Source organism: Homoserinibacter sp. YIM 151385, assembly GCF_027912415.1.
Taxonomy (GTDB): domain Bacteria; phylum Actinomycetota; class Actinomycetes; order Actinomycetales; family Microbacteriaceae; genus Schumannella.
This window is the reverse complement of record NZ_CP115175.1, coordinates 1000744-1014945: the sequence shown is the minus strand read 5'-3', so window position 1 is coordinate 1014945 and position 14202 is coordinate 1000744. Positions and strand designations below refer to the sequence as shown.

The following is a 14202-nucleotide window of genomic DNA, read 5'->3' as shown; positions in this document are numbered from 1 at the left end:
CGCTCGGGTTGATCCGGGTATCCATGCAGACGCATGGACTGCATCCCCGATCGGAGTCGCCCCATGTCCCCGCGCACCATCGCCGTCGTCGTCGCCGCCGGGCTCTCGACGCCCTCCTCGACCCGGCTGCTCGCGGACCGGCTCGGGCAGGCGACGGCGCGCGCGCTCGCCGTCGCGGGGGAGGACTCGCGCATCGAGACGATCGAGCTGCGCGAGCTCGCCCACGACGCCGTCGACCGGCTGCTCACCGGCTACCCGACGCCGCGCCTCGCGGGGGCCGTCGAGGCCGTCACGGGCGCCGACGCCCTCATCGCCGTCACCCCCGTCTTCACGACCGGCGCGAGCGGCATCTTCAAGACCTTCGTCGACGGGATCGACCCGGAGGCGCTGCGCGGGATGCCGACCCTCCTCGCCGCGACCGGCGGCACCGAGCGCCACTCGCTCGCGATCGACTACGCGCTGCGGCCCGTCTTCGCCTACCTCGGCGCGAGCATCGCGTCCACGGGCGTCTACGCGGCGTCGCAGGACTGGGGCTCCGCCGAGGCCTCGGCGGCGCTCGGCCGTCGGATCGACCGCGCGGGCGGCGAGCTGGCCGAGCTCGTGCTCCGCGCGCCCGCCCGCGTCGCGACGGACCCTTTCGCGCTGCCGGCCGGCTTCGACCCCTCCGGCGTCGCCGCCTGATCGGCCGGGGCGCTCGCCGTCGCCGCGGCGGGCGCGCCGCACCCGCATCCTCGCCCCCCGAGGCCCCGCGCTGATACCATGGCCGAGGCCGCCGACCGGCGGCCGAACCATGGAGCAGACCGGCTCGAAGCTGGTCAGTGGTGGTGGTCCCCCGAGCGCGCGAGATCGCGGACGGTGGGTTTCGACTGTTGACCAGAGGCTTGCAGAGCCCGTCCGCCGCTCGCATGAGCACGTCGGCATGCTGAGCCGCGCGACGACTTCCCGCCCCTGCTCCTCGGCAAGAAAGAGGAGAGACCTATGGAAGGTCCCGAGATCAAGTTCGCCGAGGCCGTCATCGACAACGGCCGCTACGGCACCCGCACCGTCCGCTTCGAGACCGGCCGCCTCGCGCAGCAGGCCCAGGGGGCCGTCGCCGCCTACCTCGACGAGGACACCATGCTGCTCAGCGCCACGAGCGCCGGCAAGCACCCCCGGGAGGGCTTCGACTTCTTCCCGCTGACCGTCGACGTCGAGGAGCGCTCCTACGCCGCCGGCAAGATCCCCGGCTCGTTCTTCCGCCGCGAGGGCCGCCCCTCCACCGAGGCGATCCTCGTCTGTCGCCTCATCGACCGGCCCCTGCGCCCGTCCTTCGTCGACGGCCTCCGCAACGAGGTCCAGATCGTCATCACGGTCCTCTCGATCGCGCCCGACGAGTTCTACGACGCGCTCGCGATCAACGCGGCCTCCGCCTCGACCCAGATCTCGGGCCTGCCCTTCAGCGGCCCGATCGCGGGCGTCCGCCTCGCGCTCATCCCGAGCTCGAGCGGCGACCAGTGGGTCGCGTTCCCGAAGCACTCGCAGCTCGCCGACGCCGTCTTCGACCTCACGGTCGCGGGCCGCGTCGTCAAGAACGCGGACGGCACCGAGGACGTCGCGATCATGATGGTCGAGGCCGAGGCCACCGAGCAGAGCTGGGACCTCATCCAGGGCGGCGCGACGAAGCCCGACGAGGCCGTCGTCGCCCAGGGCCTCGAGGCCTCCAAGCCCTTCATCGCCGCGCTCGTCAAGGCGCAGGAGGAGCTCGCCGCGCAGTCGGCGAAGGAGATCCGCGAGTACCCGGTGTTCCTCGCCTACAGCGACGAGGCCTTCGCCGCCGTCGAGGCCATCGCGAAGGACGAGCTCACCGCGATCTACCAGATCGCCGACAAGACCGAGCGCCAGAACCAGGATGACGCCCTCAAGGAGCGCGTGAAGCTCGCGATCCAGGAGAAGGTCGACGCCGGCGAGCTCGGCGGCGACGTGCCGCCCATGGTCTCGGGCGCCTACAAGTCCGTCACGAAGAAGATCGTGCGCGGCCGCATCCTCACCGACGGCGTCCGCATCGACGGCCGCGGGCTCGCGGACATCCGCGCGCTCGACGCCGAGGTGCAGGTCATCCCGCGCGTCCACGGCTCCGCGATCTTCCAGCGCGGCGAGACCCAGATCCTCGGCGTCACGACGCTGAACATGCTCAAGATGGAGCAGCAGATCGACTCGCTCTCGCCGGTGACGAAGAAGCGCTACCTGCATCACTACAACTTCCCGCCGTACTCGACCGGCGAGACCGGCCGCGTGGGCTCGCCCAAGCGCCGCGAGATCGGGCACGGCTTCCTCGCCGAGCGCGCCCTCGTGCCGGTGCTCCCGAGCCGCGAGGAGTTCCCCTACGCGATCCGTCAGGTGTCCGAGGCGCTGTCCTCGAACGGCTCGACCTCGATGGGCTCCGTCTGCGCCTCGACGCTGTCGCTGCTCAACGCGGGCGTGCCGCTCAAGGCGCCCGTCGCGGGCATCGCGATGGGCCTCGTCTCCGACGAGGTCGACGGCGAGACCCGCTACGCGGCGCTCACCGACATCCTCGGCGCGGAGGACGCGCTCGGCGACATGGACTTCAAGGTCGCCGGCACCTCCGACTTCGTGACGGCGATCCAGCTCGACACGAAGCTCGACGGCATCCCGTCCTCCGTCCTCGACGGCGCGCTCAAGCAGGCGAAGGAGGCCCGCACGGCCATCCTCTCGGTCCTCAACCAGGCGATCGACGGCCCGGACGAGATGGCCCCGACGGCTCCGCGCGTGATCTCGGTGAACATCCCGGTCGACAAGATCGGCGAGCTCATCGGCCCCAAGGGCAAGACGATCAACGCCATCCAGGACGAGACCGGCGCCGAGATCTCCATCGAGGAGGACGGCACCGTCTACATCGGCGCGACCGACGGCCCCACGGCCGAGGCGGCCCGTGCCCGCGTCCTCGCGATCGGCAACCCGATCAACCCCGAGGTCGGCGAGCGCTTCCTCGGCACGGTCGTGAAGATCGCCTCCTTCGGCGCCTTCGTGTCCCTCATGCCGGGCAAGGACGGCCTCCTGCACATCAGCGAGGTCCGCAAGCTCGCGGGCGGCAAGCGCGTCGAGAACGTCGAGGACGTCCTCTCGGTGGGCCAGAAGCTCCAGGTCGAGATCACGAAGATGGACGACCGCGGCAAGCTGTCGCTCGCGCCCGTCGTCGAGGAGACCGAGGGCGGCGACACCGAGGGCTCCTCGGCGGCCGCCGCCGGTCCCGAGGCGCCGGCCGAGGGCTGATCCGCAGCGCTCACGACGGAGGCCGTCCCGCATCGCGCGGGGCGGCCTCCGTCGCGTTCGGGAGCGGGATTCCGCGAGCGGCACTCAGAATGATGAAGATTCATAACGATTCGGTGCGTGCGCGCGTGGCGCGCCTCGCACCGGGGCTAACCTGCTCGCAACGGGACCGATCGGGGGAGGGGATGTGGAGCAGTCCGGCGCAGTCGACGCCTCGCGCGATCCCGCGCGGGCCGCGTCCGCAGGCCCCGTGAGCTCCGCCGCCGAACCCCGCCCGACGACCGCCGAGACGACCGCGATCGTGCGCGGACCGGGCGGCGCCCCGCGTCGCCGGATCGGCGCCTCGCCGCTCGAGGTGTTCCCGCTCGCGCTCAGCGCGAAGGCCTTCGGCTGGACGGCGACGACGGCCGCGACCGACCGCATCCTCCACCGCTACGTCGAGCACGGCGGCAACTTCGTCGACACCGCCGACAGCTACGCGAGCGGCCGCAGCGAGATCATGATCGGCACCTGGATGCGGAACGCCGGCAACCGGGACGAGCTCGTGCTCGCGACGAAGATCGGCAAGAGCGCCGAGCACCCCGGCCTCGGCGCCGCGGCCGTGCAGGGGGCCGTCGAGGCCTCGCTCCGCCGGCTCGGGACCGACCGCATCGACCTGCTCTACCTCCACATCGACGACGAGTCGGTCGAGTTCGACGAGACGCTGCTCGCGGTCGACAAGCTGATCCGCGCCGGGAAGGTCCGCTGCTTCGGCGGCTCCGACCACACGGGCGACCGGCTCTTCGAGGCCCGCATCGCCTCCGCCCAGCTCGGCGTCGCGCAGATGGTCGCGCTCCAGAACGAGTACAGCCTCGTGCGGCGGAAGCAGTACGAGCGGGATCTCGCCCGCGTCGCGGCGAGTCAGGGGCTCGGCGTCATGCCGCGCTTCGCGATCGCGCACGGATTCCTCTCGGGGAAGTTCCGCACGCGCGCGGCCGTGCGCCAGAGCCCGCGCTCGCGCGAGCTCGCGCCGCACCTCACCCGCGGCGGGCTCAAGGTGCTCGGGGTGCTCGACGAGCTCGCCGTGGAGCTGGACGCCTCGGTCGCGACGGTCGCGCTCGCCTGGCTGCTCACGAAGCCGCACGTGGTCGCGCCGGTCGTCTCGGCCTCCGAGCCCGAGCAGGTCGTCGACCTCGCCGCCGCCGCCGAGCTGCGCCTGCGCCGCCACCACGTGACCGCGCTCGACCGCGTCAGCGCCTGGGCCTAGCGGCCCCCTCGTCCTTCCGCGCGTCGAGCGGGGGCGATCAGGCCCGCGCCTCCGCGATCGCGCGCTCGAAGGCGCGCGTCAGCGCGGCGCCGGCCGCGATGGGGTCGCCCGCGTACGCGCCGCTCATGGCGCCGTCGCGCGCGAGCACGAGGTCGTCGGCGGCATCCCCGGGGAGGTCGTGGCCGAGCTCGCGCAGCAGCTCCGCGAGCTCGGCGGCGAACCAGTCGCGGTGCGCGGTCACGACGGCGCGCACGGGGTGCGCGCGGTCGGGGAACTCGGCGGCCGTGTTGAGGAAGGCGTCGCCGCGGAAGCCCGCCCGGTCGAGCTCCGCGAGCGTGGCGCCGAGGAGGGCGCGCACGGCGGCTTCGGCATCCCCGTCGGCGGCGCGCCGGACGAGCGCGTCGGCCTCCTGGCGGTGCCGGTTGCGGACGTAGTCGAGGACGAGCCGCTCCTTCGCGCCGTAGTGCTTGTAGAAGGTGGCCTTCGTCACGCGCGACTCCTGGATGAGCCGGTCGATGCCGACGGTGCGGATGCCCTCGTCGGTGAAGAGGCGATCCGCGGTCTCGAGGATGCGAAGCTTCGCCGGGGCGGGCGGCCTGGTCGCGGTCGGGGCGAGCAGATCTGCGGTCATGGTGGGCTCCTGATCGTCATTCGGGTTGACGTCGCCGCGCTCAGGCAGGTGTCGGGTCGCGGTCCTTGAGGGTACCGCGATGAGGACAGACAGACTCGTCTGTCAGCACATCGGCGTGCCCCCAGTTGGAGGGTCGCGACGCCCATCCGGGGGGTGCCGATGACGTAGGCTCGACTCGATGAACGGCGCTGTCGGACTGCCTCTCGATCTGCCGGAACTGGCCTTCGAGGCCTCCGGCGGATCCTCCATCCGCCGGACGGTCCTGCCGAGCGGGGTCCGCATCCTCAGCGAGCGGATGCCGGGTGCGCAGAGCGCGACGGTCGGCTTCTGGGTCGCGGTCGGCTCGCGCGACGAGCAGCCCGAGAGCGCCGGATCCACGCACTTCCTCGAGCATCTGCTCTTCAAGGGCACCGGGGGCCGCAGCGCGCTCGACATCGCGGTCGCCTTCGACGAGGTCGGGGGCGAGCACAACGCGCTCACCGCGAAGGAGCACACCTGCTACTACGCGAAGGTGCGCGACGGCGATCTCGAGATGGCGGTGCGCGTCCTCGCCGACATGTTCACCTCCTCGACGCTCGACCCGGACGAGTTCGAGCAGGAGCGCGGCGTGATCCTCGAGGAGCTCGCGATGGCGGAGGACGACCCGGGCGATGTCGCGGGGGAGCGCTTCTTCGAGGCGGTCTTCGGCGCCCACCCGCTCGGCCGCCCCATCGGCGGGAGCCCCGCCTCGATCGCCGCGGTCGACCGCGACTCCGTCTGGGCCCACTACCGTGCGCAGTACGGGCCGCGGGATCTCGTCGTGACCGTCGCGGGCTCGGTCGACCACGGCGCGCTCGTCGCCTGGGTCGAGGATGCGCTCACCCGGGCCGGCTGGGATCTCGGCATCGAGGCCGCACCCGTCGCGCGACGCGCACCGCGGGCCGAGCCGTTCGCGGGCGCGGGCCGCCGCGCGATCGTCCGCCGGCCGCTCGAGCAGGTCGCGCTGATCCTCGGGGTCGAGGGGCTCGCGGCGGGCGACGAGCGCCGCAGCGAGCTCGCGGTCCTCAACTCGGTGCTCGGCGGCGGGATGTCGTCGAGGCTCTTCCAGGAGATCCGCGAGCGCCGCGGCCTCGCCTACTCGGTCTACTCCTTCGCCGCCGGCTACAGCGACACCGGGATCATGGCGCTCTCGGCCGGCTGCTCGCCGCAGCGGGCGGAGGAGGTCGCGCAGCTCATGGTCGACGAGTGGCGCCGGCTCGCCGAGTCCGGCATCACCGAGGAGGAGCTGCGTCGCGCGCGCGGCCAGCTCGGCGGTGCGGCCGCCCTCGCGCTCGAGGACTCCGACACCCGCATGTCCCGACTCGGCCGCAGCGAGCTCGCGCTCGGCGAGTTCCTCGACCTCGACGAGTCGCTGCGGCGCCTCCACGAGGTCGGCGCCGGGCAGGTCCGCGCGCTCGCGGCCGAGCTCCTCGCGCGCCCCCGCTCGATCGCCGCCGTCGGCGCCCTCGACGACGACGCCCTCGCAGCGCTCGACGACGACGTCGCAGCGTGACCCCGACAGGAAGCCCCAGCACCATGTCCCGCTACCTCTACCTGGTCCGGCACGGCGAGCAGCAGGATGCCGAGCACGGCCTCCCCGACGGCCCGCTGAGCCCCCGCGGCGTCCGCCAGGCGACCCTCCTCGCGGAGCGGCTCGGCGGCGTCCCCTTCGACGGCGCGTGGACCTCGCCGCTCCAGCGCGCGCAGGAGACGGCGCGGATCATGACGGCCCGCATGCCCGCGATCGAGCCGGAGCCCTCGGCGCTGCTCATGGACTGCATCCCCTCCGGGCCGACGTCCGACATGCCGCACGCCTTCGAGTCCTTCTTCGGCGGCGTGACGGAGGAGGAGATCGAGGCGGGCGAGGCGCAGATGGCGGATGCCGTGTCGGAGTGGCTGACGCCCTCGCGCGAGGACCGCCACGAGCTCCTCATCACCCACAACTTCGTGATCGCGTGGTTCGTGCGCGAGGTGTTCGGGGCGGCGCCGTGGCGCTGGATGGGCGTCAACCAGGCGAACGCGGGTCTCACGATCATCCGCGTGCGCTCGGCGAAGCCGCCCGTGCTCATCACCCACAACGATCTCGGCCACCTGCCGACGGAGCTGCGCACCGGCCTGCCGGTCGAGCAGCCCTACTGAGCTAGAGCGGCTTGCGGTACCAGTCGGTCGCGTTCGGGTTGTCGTTGTAGGGCTCGGTCGACTCGTAGCCGCTCGCGCGGTACAGCCCGCCCGCCGCCGCGAGGCTCCGGTTCGTGTCGAGCACGACCTCCGTCGCGCCGAGGCCGGCGGCGAGCCGCTCCAGCTCCGAGAGCAGCACCCGCCCGAGCCCGCGTCCGCGGGTGCGCGGCTGGAGGTAGAGGTGCTTCACCTCGGCGCGCCCGGGGGAGAGCAGGCGGATCCCGCCGCAGCCGACCGGGCCGAGCTCCTCGTCCTCGACGAGCAGGAACACCCCGCGCCCGCCCTCGAAGGCGGCGGGGTCCGGGAAGGTCGTCCGGTACTCGCCCTGCTCGGCGGGGAAGCCGCGGGCGCGGTCCGCGAAGTACTCGGCGAGCAGCGCGTGGGAGGCCGGATCCGCGGGGGAGGCGGGGCGCATCGAGACCATGCCCCAAGGCTAGGGCCCGTAGCATGGGGGCATGGTCTCTCGGGTCGCCGTCGTCGGCGCGAACGGTCGGATGGGGCGGCTCGCCGTCGGGCTCGTCGAGCGGGAGCCCGACCTGGCGCTCCACGCCGCGATCGGCTCGCAGGACGACCCCGAGCGGATGGCGGGCGCCGACCTCGTCCTCGACCTCACGGTGCCGCAGGTCTCGCCCGGGGTCGTCGACCGCGCGCTCGAGCACGGCATCCCCGCCCTCGTCGGCACCTCCGGCTGGTCGGCGGAGCGGCTCGCCGGTCTCGAGCGCCGCATCCCCGAGGGCCTCGGCGTCATCGTGATCCCCAACTTCTCGGTGGGCTCGGTGCTCGCGACGCGCTTCGCGGCGGAGGCGGCCCGGTACTTCGAGTCGATCGAGATCGTCGAGGCCCATCACGCCGGCAAGGTCGACTCGCCCTCCGGCACCGCCGTCCGCACCGCCGAGCTCATGGCGGCGGCGCGCGGCGAGCTCGGGCCGGTCGACGCCCCGCACTCCGATCAGCGCGCCCGCGGCCAGCAGGTGGCGAGCATCCCGATCCACAGCCTCCGCCTGCGGGGCGTGCAGGCGCGTCAGGATGTGCACTTCGGCGGCGAGGGCGAGGTGCTGACCCTGACGCACGAGACCCTCTCGCCGAGCTCCTACGAGGCGGGCATCCTGCTCGGGCTGCGCTCGCTGCCGGCGGCGCGCGGCCTCACGGTGGGGCTCGGGGCGCTGCTCGACGCGGCCGCCGCCCAGGCTCCCGGCGCCGCATCCTCGTGAGGACCCGACTCGCGGCGCTCGGCATGGGCGGCCTGCTGCTGCTCTACCTGCTCTTCTCCGGCTACTACGCGAGCATCCTGTTCTCGGTCGGCGAGCCGGTGGCGATCGCGATGGGCGCGGCGCTGCTGCTGCTGGCCGTGCTCGGGATCCTGGCGCTCGTGCTCGAGATCCGCTTCGGCCTGGGCGCGGAGCGGCTCGGACGCCGGCTGGAGACGGAGGGCGGCCTCCCCGGGGAATCCCTCCCCGCGGCGCCGAGCGGCCGGGTCGATCGCGCCGCCGCGCGCGAGGCCTTCCCCGCGTATCAGCGGGCGGCCGAGGCCTCTCCCGAGGACTGGCGCGCCTGGTTCCGGCTCGCGCTCGCCTACGATGCGAGCGGGGATCGGCGCCGCGCGCGCTGGGCGACCCGCCGCGCGATCAGCCTCGAGCGCTCGTCGCGCTGAGCGTCCGGGCGACCGCCTGCTCGATCGTCGCATCCTGCCAGCGGAAGCCGTCGGCGATCAGCCGCGTCGGCCGCACCTCCATGCTGTCGAAGAGCAGCCGCCGCCCGCCCTCGCCGAGCAGCGCCTCGACGGGTGCGCGCGGCGCGATCAGCAGGTGCGGCCGGTGCTGCTGCCGGGCGAAGGCGCGGGTGACGCGCTCGCTCGTCGCGGGCTCCGGTCCCACGAGGTTCACGGGGCCGGCGAGCTCCGAGCGGAGGAGATGGCGGATCGCGGCCGCCTCGTCGCGCAGCGAGATCCAGGGCCAGTGCTGGCGCCCCGAGCCGAACCGCGTGCCCAGGCCGACGCGGCTCAGGATCCGCACGGGCGCCATCCCGCCCCCCGTTGCGACGACGACACCGGAGCGGAAGGTGACCACGCGGGTCGCGTCGGGCACCTCGTGGGCGGTGGCCTCCCACGCGGCGACGAGCTGGGGGAAGAAGCCGGTGCCGGGCGCCGAGTCCTCGTCGAGCCGCTCGCCGGGGCGGTCGCCGTAGAACCCGACCGCGGAGGCGCTGAGCAGCACCGCCGGCGGCCGCTCGGCCGAGCAGATGGCGGCGGCGAGCGTGCGCGTCGGCTCGATCCGGGAGTCGGCGAGCTCGCGCCGGTAGGCGGGCGTCCACGGCAGGCGTCCGACGCTCGCGCCGGAGAGATTCACGACCGCGTCGACGCCGTCGAGCACGGCCGGGTCGAGGGGGCGCACGCCCGGCTCCCAGCGGACCTCCTCCGACGACGTCGGCGGCCGCCGCACGAGGCGCCGCACCTCGGCGCCCTCGGTGCGCAGCTGTCGCTGCAGCTCCTGCCCGACGAGGCCGGAGGCGCCGGAGACGAGGACCCGCAGACGGTCGGCCATCATCAGGCCAGGCTCGCCTCGAGCGTGATGGGGATGCCGGCGAGCGCGGCCGAGACGGGGCAGCCCGTCTTGGCCTCCTCGGCGATCCTCGCGAAGTCGGCCTCCGAGATCCCGGGGATGCGGGCGCTCACGAGCAGGTGGCTGCCGGTGATGCCCTCGCCGGGCTGGAAGGTCACGGCCGCGGTCACCTGGAGGCTCTCCGGCGGGGTGCCGTTGCCGGCGAGCGCGTGCGAGAGCGCCATCGAGAAGCAGGCGGAGTGCGCGGCGCCGAGGAGCTCCTCGGGGTTCGTGCGGCCGGCCTCGCCCTCCGAGCGCGCGGCCCAGGTGACGGGGAACTCGGCGGCGTCCGAGGAGTCGAGGGAGGTCGTGCCGTGGCCCGCGGCCAGGTCGCCGAACCAGAGGGTCGTGGCTTCGCTCGTGACGGGCATGGCATCCTCCTCGATCCGGAGCTCCAGCCTATGCCGCGGTCACGCCGCGGCGCACCCGGGAGATGATGAGGTGGATGCGGCAGCCGACGCAGAGGCCGAAGACCGCGTTGAGGAAGGCCGCGAGGAAGACGAGGGATCCGGCGGCGATCGAGGCGGGCGCCGGGGCGAGGAGCGCGCCCAGAATTCCGGCCAGCGTGATGCCGAGGCCCAGGCGCTGCGCGAAGGTCGGCGGGCGCGGGTCCTCGCGCTCGGCGGGCGATGCGAGCCGGGGCTGCACGAGCACGCGGTAGAGGATTCCGAAGGGGTTGCGCTGGACGCCGCCGAGGGCGCCCGCGGCGAAGGCGGCCGCGAGCACGGCGAGCACCGAGACGGCGGCGACGAGCGCGCCGGCGGTCGCGAGGCCCACGACGGCGAGCGCGAGCACCGCCGTGACGGCGGCGCCGAATCGGGGTCCGCGCGGGTCGATCCCGGCGGGGGTGCGGTCCTCGGTCATGGTGCGTCCAGCCTCTCGATCGCGTCCTCGACGGCGTCCGGTCGGGCGGGCCCGCCGATGCGGGAGCGGACGGCGCCGTCCGCGTCGAGGATCAGGGTGGTGGGGGTCTGCAGCACCCGGAGCCGTGCGACCAGCTCGGGGTGCTCGTCGACGTCGAGCTCGACGTGCCGGATTCCGGGGCGGCGCTCCGCGATCGTCCCGAGCAGGCGCGCCGTGCCGGGGCAGCTCGCGCAGGCGGCGCTCGAGAGCTGCAGCAGCGTGCCGCGCTCGCCGAGCGGGACCTCGAGGATGCGCTCGCCCGCCGCGGCGGGCCGGAGCCGTCCGTCGCGGTGCCGCACCCGCAGGCCGATCACGGTCGCGCCCGCGAGGAGCGCGACGATCACGAGGAGCGGCGCCAGGTCCATGCCGAGACGCGAGACCGGCCCGGCTCGTCGCGGTCCCGTGTGTCCGACTATGACGTGTCGGGGGCCGGCGATATCGTGGCGACCGTGCCCGATGCCAGCGAGACCCGCGAGCCCGTCTTCCGTTCCGACATCGCCGTCGAGCTGGTGCGATCCAGTGCCGCCGACGCCGACGTCCTCTTCGCCGCCCGCGTTTCGACGCAGGGCGAGCAGACCCTCGAGAAGGCCGCCGCCGGCACCGAGGCCGGCGAGCGCGACAAGGGCCTCATCAACTACCTCATGCGCGACCGCCACGGCTCGCCCTTCGAGCACAACTCGATGACCTTCTACGTGCAGGCGCCGATCTTCGTCTTCCGCGAGTTCATGCGCCACCGGATCGCGTCCTACAACGAGGAGTCGGGCCGCTACCGCGAGCTGCGCCCCGTCTTCTACGTGCCCGGCGCCGAGCGCCGCCTCGTGCAGGTCGGCAAGCCGGGCGCCTACGTCTTCGAGGAGGGGAGCCCCGAACAGAGCGAGCTCGCCGTCCGCGAGGCGACCGCGGTCTCCCTCGAGGCCTATGCCTCCTACCAGCGGATGCTCGAGGCCGGCATCGCGCGCGAGGTCGCGCGCATCGTCCTCCCGCTCAACCTCTACTCCTCGATGTACGTGACGATGAACGCGCGCTCGCTCATGAACTTCCTCTCGCTGCGCACGAAGCGCGAGGACTCGCACTTCCCCTCCTTCCCGCAGCGCGAGATCGAGATGGCGGCCGAGCAGCTGGAGGAGGCCTGGCAGCGCCTCATGCCGCTGACCCACGCCGCCTTCCAGGCGAACGGCCGAGTCGCCCCCTAGTCCCTGGAGCCGCCTCCGCCTTCCCGTTGTGCAGGAGATCCGCGGATCGTGAGCGCTTGAGAGCGTCGAGCATGCGCCGCTCCTGCGAAACGGCAGGTGCCAGGGCGACATACCCTCCTCCACAACCCCCGCGGCGGGGGATGCGTCCACAGATCGAGCGGTTCGGTCGGGCCGGGACACCGGTCCGGCGAGGCTCATGGTGTGTCGGTGCTTCGAGCGATCAGGTTGCTCGGCGGCGTGGCGCGTGCCTGCGAACTCGGTGATGCGGGGTTCGGCCCCGGTGCGCTGCGCGCCGCCGTCGCGCACGGCGACGTCGTCCGACCGCGGAAGGGCTGGTACGTCGACCCGCGACTCGGCCCTGAGGCCATCGCCGCGGTGCGCGTCGGCGGATCGCTCGCCTGCCTGAGCGCCGCCGGGCATCACGGCCTCTGGCTCCGAAATCGGCCGCCCCTGCATGTGGAAGTCCCGGCCGATTCCGCCAGGCTCCGGACCCCGCGCGATCGCCGCCTCCGACTCGCGCAGTCCGCCGATCGGGATGCGGTGGTGGTCCACTGGAGCGGGTCGACGACTCGGGGCATCCAGTCGGTCCCGGACTGCCTCGTCTCGATGGCGAGCTGCGCGCCCAAGGCCGACTTCTTCGCCGCGATGGAGTCGGCGATCCTGAGCCGCGTCCTCCCTGCGTCCGCGCGAGCGGATGTCGTGAGCCGGATCCCCGGTCGGCTGCGTCGAGTCGCGATCCGGACCGGGGCGGAGTCGGAGAGCGGGACGGAGTCGCTCCTGAAGCTCGCCATGATCGAGCGCCGGATCCCCTTCCGGCAGCAGGTGCCGATCGACGGGGTCGGCCGCGTCGACTTCGTCATCGGGGAGCGGCTGATCGTCGAGGCCGACAGCCGGGAGTACCACTCTGACGCGTATCGAGATCGTCGACGCGACGCGGAGGCCAGCATCGCCGGCTATCGCACGCTCCGGTTCATGTACGGGCAGGTGGTGCACGAGCTGTCGCACTGCCTCATGGCGCTCGAAGCTTCGATCGCTCGCGGCGATCATCGCGCCTGACGGCATCCCCCACTCCCGTTGTGCAGGACTTCTGACGTCGAAGCACAGTCGGAACGGCGCAGGAGCCGAGAACTCCTGCACAACGGCTGGATCGGGGGCGACACCCGCACCCGATAGCCTGTACGACGTGTCGACGCCAGAGAACCCCTTCGGACAGGTGCTCGTCGCGCTCGTGACCCCGTTCACGGCCGACGGCGAGGTGCACTGGGGCGACGTCGAGAAGCACATCGACCGCGTCATCCAGGACGGCGCCGACGGCATCGTCGTGACCGGCACCACGGGCGAGACGAGCACCCTCACCGACCCCGAGAAGATCCGCCTCGTCGAGGTCGCGAAGGATGTCTCGGCGGGTCGCGCGAAGATCATCACGGGCGGCGGCTCGAACGAGACGGCGCACGCGATCGAGCTCTACCGCAAGAGCGAGCAGGTCGGCGCCGACGGCATCATGATCGTCACGCCGTACTACAACAAGCCGACGCAGGCCGGCATCCTCACGCACTTCCGCATGGTCGCCGACTCGACCGACCTCCCGGTGCTGCTCTACGACATCCCGGGCCGCACGGGCGTCCCGATCCGCTACGAGACGATCCTCCGCCTCGCGAAGCACCCCAACATCCTCGCGGTGAAGGATGCGAAGGGCGACCTCAGCGAGGTCAGCCGCGTCCTCAACCAGACCGACCTCATGTACTTCGCCGGCGACGACGCGAACGCGCTGCCGACCCTCGCGATCGGCGGCACCGGCCTCATCGGCGTGACCGCGAACATCGCCCCGCGCCCGTACCGGACGATGGTGGATGCCGTGAACACGGGCGACCTGCGCGCCGCGACCGAGGCCCACCAGACGCTCGAGCCGCTCGTGCGCGCCACGATGACGCACGTGCCCGGCACGGTCGCGGCGAAGTACATCCTCCACGGCCTCGGCCGCATCACCTCCCCGCGCGTCCGGCTCCCGCTCGTCGGGCCGGAGGAGTGGGAGGCGGCGCAGATCGAGGACGAGATCGACCTCGTGAAGCACATCCCGGGCGTCGACTTCTCCAACTTCCGCCCCGACCGCAACGCCGCCGCCGGCGGCGCCCTGCCCAAGGTCGCGGGCACGACACGCTGAAGGACCGC

Annotated in this window: 16 protein-coding genes; 10 read left to right on the top strand and 6 right to left on the bottom strand. The window is 73.2% G+C overall.

The features are described 5' to 3' along the window. Nucleotides 1-63 precede the first annotated feature (63 nt). The 3 genes from OF852_RS04880 (at nucleotide 64) to OF852_RS04870 (ending at nucleotide 4513) form a co-directional block, all read left to right on the top strand. The gene (locus OF852_RS04880; RefSeq protein WP_271120682.1) at nucleotides 64-681 is read left to right on the top strand and encodes a CE1759 family FMN reductase; all 618 of its coding nucleotides are present in this window, start codon (nucleotides 64-66) and stop codon (nucleotides 679-681) included. Nucleotides 682-978: 297 nt separating this feature from the next. Then, complete coding sequence (locus OF852_RS04875) at nucleotides 979-3270, top strand: polyribonucleotide nucleotidyltransferase (RefSeq protein WP_271120681.1); 2292 nt, start codon at nucleotides 979-981, stop codon at nucleotides 3268-3270. A 247-nt stretch (nucleotides 3271-3517) separates the two neighbouring features. Continuing rightward, the gene (locus OF852_RS04870; RefSeq protein WP_271120680.1) at nucleotides 3518-4513 is read left to right on the top strand and encodes an aldo/keto reductase; all 996 of its coding nucleotides are present in this window, start codon (nucleotides 3518-3520) and stop codon (nucleotides 4511-4513) included. Between the two features lie 37 nt (nucleotides 4514-4550). On the opposite strand, the gene OF852_RS04865 is transcribed toward OF852_RS04870, so the two are convergent. Continuing rightward, the gene (locus tag OF852_RS04865) at nucleotides 4551-5144 is read right to left on the bottom strand and encodes a TetR/AcrR family transcriptional regulator (RefSeq protein ID WP_271120679.1); all 594 of its coding nucleotides are present in this window, start codon (nucleotides 5142-5144) and stop codon (nucleotides 4551-4553) included. A 178-nt stretch (nucleotides 5145-5322) separates the two neighbouring features. Between OF852_RS04865 and OF852_RS04860 the strand changes: the two genes are divergently transcribed. Both OF852_RS04860 and OF852_RS04855 read left to right on the top strand, forming a co-directional pair. Then, nucleotides 5323-6675, top strand: coding sequence for a M16 family metallopeptidase (locus OF852_RS04860; protein WP_271120678.1), 1353 nt, complete (start codon nucleotides 5323-5325; stop codon nucleotides 6673-6675). 23 nt (nucleotides 6676-6698) lie between these two features. Then, nucleotides 6699-7301 (top strand): histidine phosphatase family protein, encoded by a 603-nt coding sequence (locus tag OF852_RS04855; RefSeq protein ID WP_271120677.1) that lies wholly within the window; start codon nucleotides 6699-6701, stop codon nucleotides 7299-7301. Between the two features lies 1 nt (nucleotide 7302). On the opposite strand, the gene OF852_RS04850 is transcribed toward OF852_RS04855, so the two are convergent. Continuing rightward, nucleotides 7303-7764 (bottom strand): GNAT family N-acetyltransferase, encoded by a 462-nt coding sequence (locus OF852_RS04850; RefSeq protein ID WP_271120676.1) that lies wholly within the window; start codon nucleotides 7762-7764, stop codon nucleotides 7303-7305. Nucleotides 7765-7795: 31 nt separating this feature from the next. On the opposite strand from OF852_RS04850, the gene dapB reads away from it, so the two are divergent. Further along, nucleotides 7796-8551, top strand: coding sequence for a 4-hydroxy-tetrahydrodipicolinate reductase (gene dapB, locus OF852_RS04845; protein WP_271120675.1), 756 nt, complete (start codon nucleotides 7796-7798; stop codon nucleotides 8549-8551). After that, nucleotides 8548-8991, top strand: coding sequence for a tetratricopeptide repeat protein (locus OF852_RS04840; RefSeq protein WP_271120674.1), 444 nt, complete (start codon nucleotides 8548-8550; stop codon nucleotides 8989-8991). The genes dapB and OF852_RS04840 overlap by 4 nt, the downstream gene beginning before the upstream one ends. Here the strand turns inward: OF852_RS04840 and OF852_RS04835 are convergent. The 4 genes from OF852_RS04835 to OF852_RS04820 are packed head-to-tail and all read right to left on the bottom strand — an operon-like array spanning nucleotide 8966 to nucleotide 11205. Further along, nucleotides 8966-9883, bottom strand: coding sequence for a TIGR01777 family oxidoreductase (locus OF852_RS04835; RefSeq protein WP_271120673.1), 918 nt, complete (start codon nucleotides 9881-9883; stop codon nucleotides 8966-8968). The genes OF852_RS04840 and OF852_RS04835 overlap by 26 nt on opposite strands. Further along, complete coding sequence (locus tag OF852_RS04830; RefSeq protein ID WP_271120672.1) at nucleotides 9883-10308, bottom strand: OsmC family peroxiredoxin; 426 nt, start codon at nucleotides 10306-10308, stop codon at nucleotides 9883-9885. Before OF852_RS04830 ends, OF852_RS04835 begins: the two co-directional genes overlap by 1 nt. A 28-nt stretch (nucleotides 10309-10336) precedes the next feature. Continuing rightward, complete coding sequence (locus tag OF852_RS04825; protein WP_271120671.1) at nucleotides 10337-10801, bottom strand: DUF4395 domain-containing protein; 465 nt, start codon at nucleotides 10799-10801, stop codon at nucleotides 10337-10339. Next, nucleotides 10798-11205 carry a TlpA family protein disulfide reductase gene (locus OF852_RS04820; protein ID WP_271120670.1) on the bottom strand — a complete coding sequence of 136 codons (408 nt, stop codon included), beginning with the start codon at nucleotides 11203-11205 and terminating at the stop codon, nucleotides 10798-10800. Before OF852_RS04820 ends, OF852_RS04825 begins: the two co-directional genes overlap by 4 nt. Before the next feature lie 84 nt (nucleotides 11206-11289). On the opposite strand from OF852_RS04820, the gene thyX reads away from it, so the two are divergent. The 3 genes from thyX to dapA all read left to right on the top strand — a co-directional run bounded on the left by thyX (nucleotide 11290) and on the right by dapA (nucleotide 14194). Next, entirely contained in the window at nucleotides 11290-12033 is a 744-nt protein-coding gene (gene thyX, locus OF852_RS04815; RefSeq protein ID WP_271120669.1) for an FAD-dependent thymidylate synthase, read from the top strand. A 543-nt stretch (nucleotides 12034-12576) separates the two neighbouring features. Then, a complete protein-coding gene (locus tag OF852_RS04810; RefSeq protein ID WP_271120668.1) occupies nucleotides 12577-13089 on the top strand; it encodes an endonuclease domain-containing protein in 513 nt (170 codons plus the stop codon). A gap of 127 nt (nucleotides 13090-13216) precedes the next feature. Next, complete coding sequence (gene dapA / locus OF852_RS04805; RefSeq protein WP_271120667.1) at nucleotides 13217-14194, top strand: 4-hydroxy-tetrahydrodipicolinate synthase; 978 nt, start codon at nucleotides 13217-13219, stop codon at nucleotides 14192-14194. The last annotated feature ends 8 nt before the right edge of the window (nucleotides 14195-14202 follow it).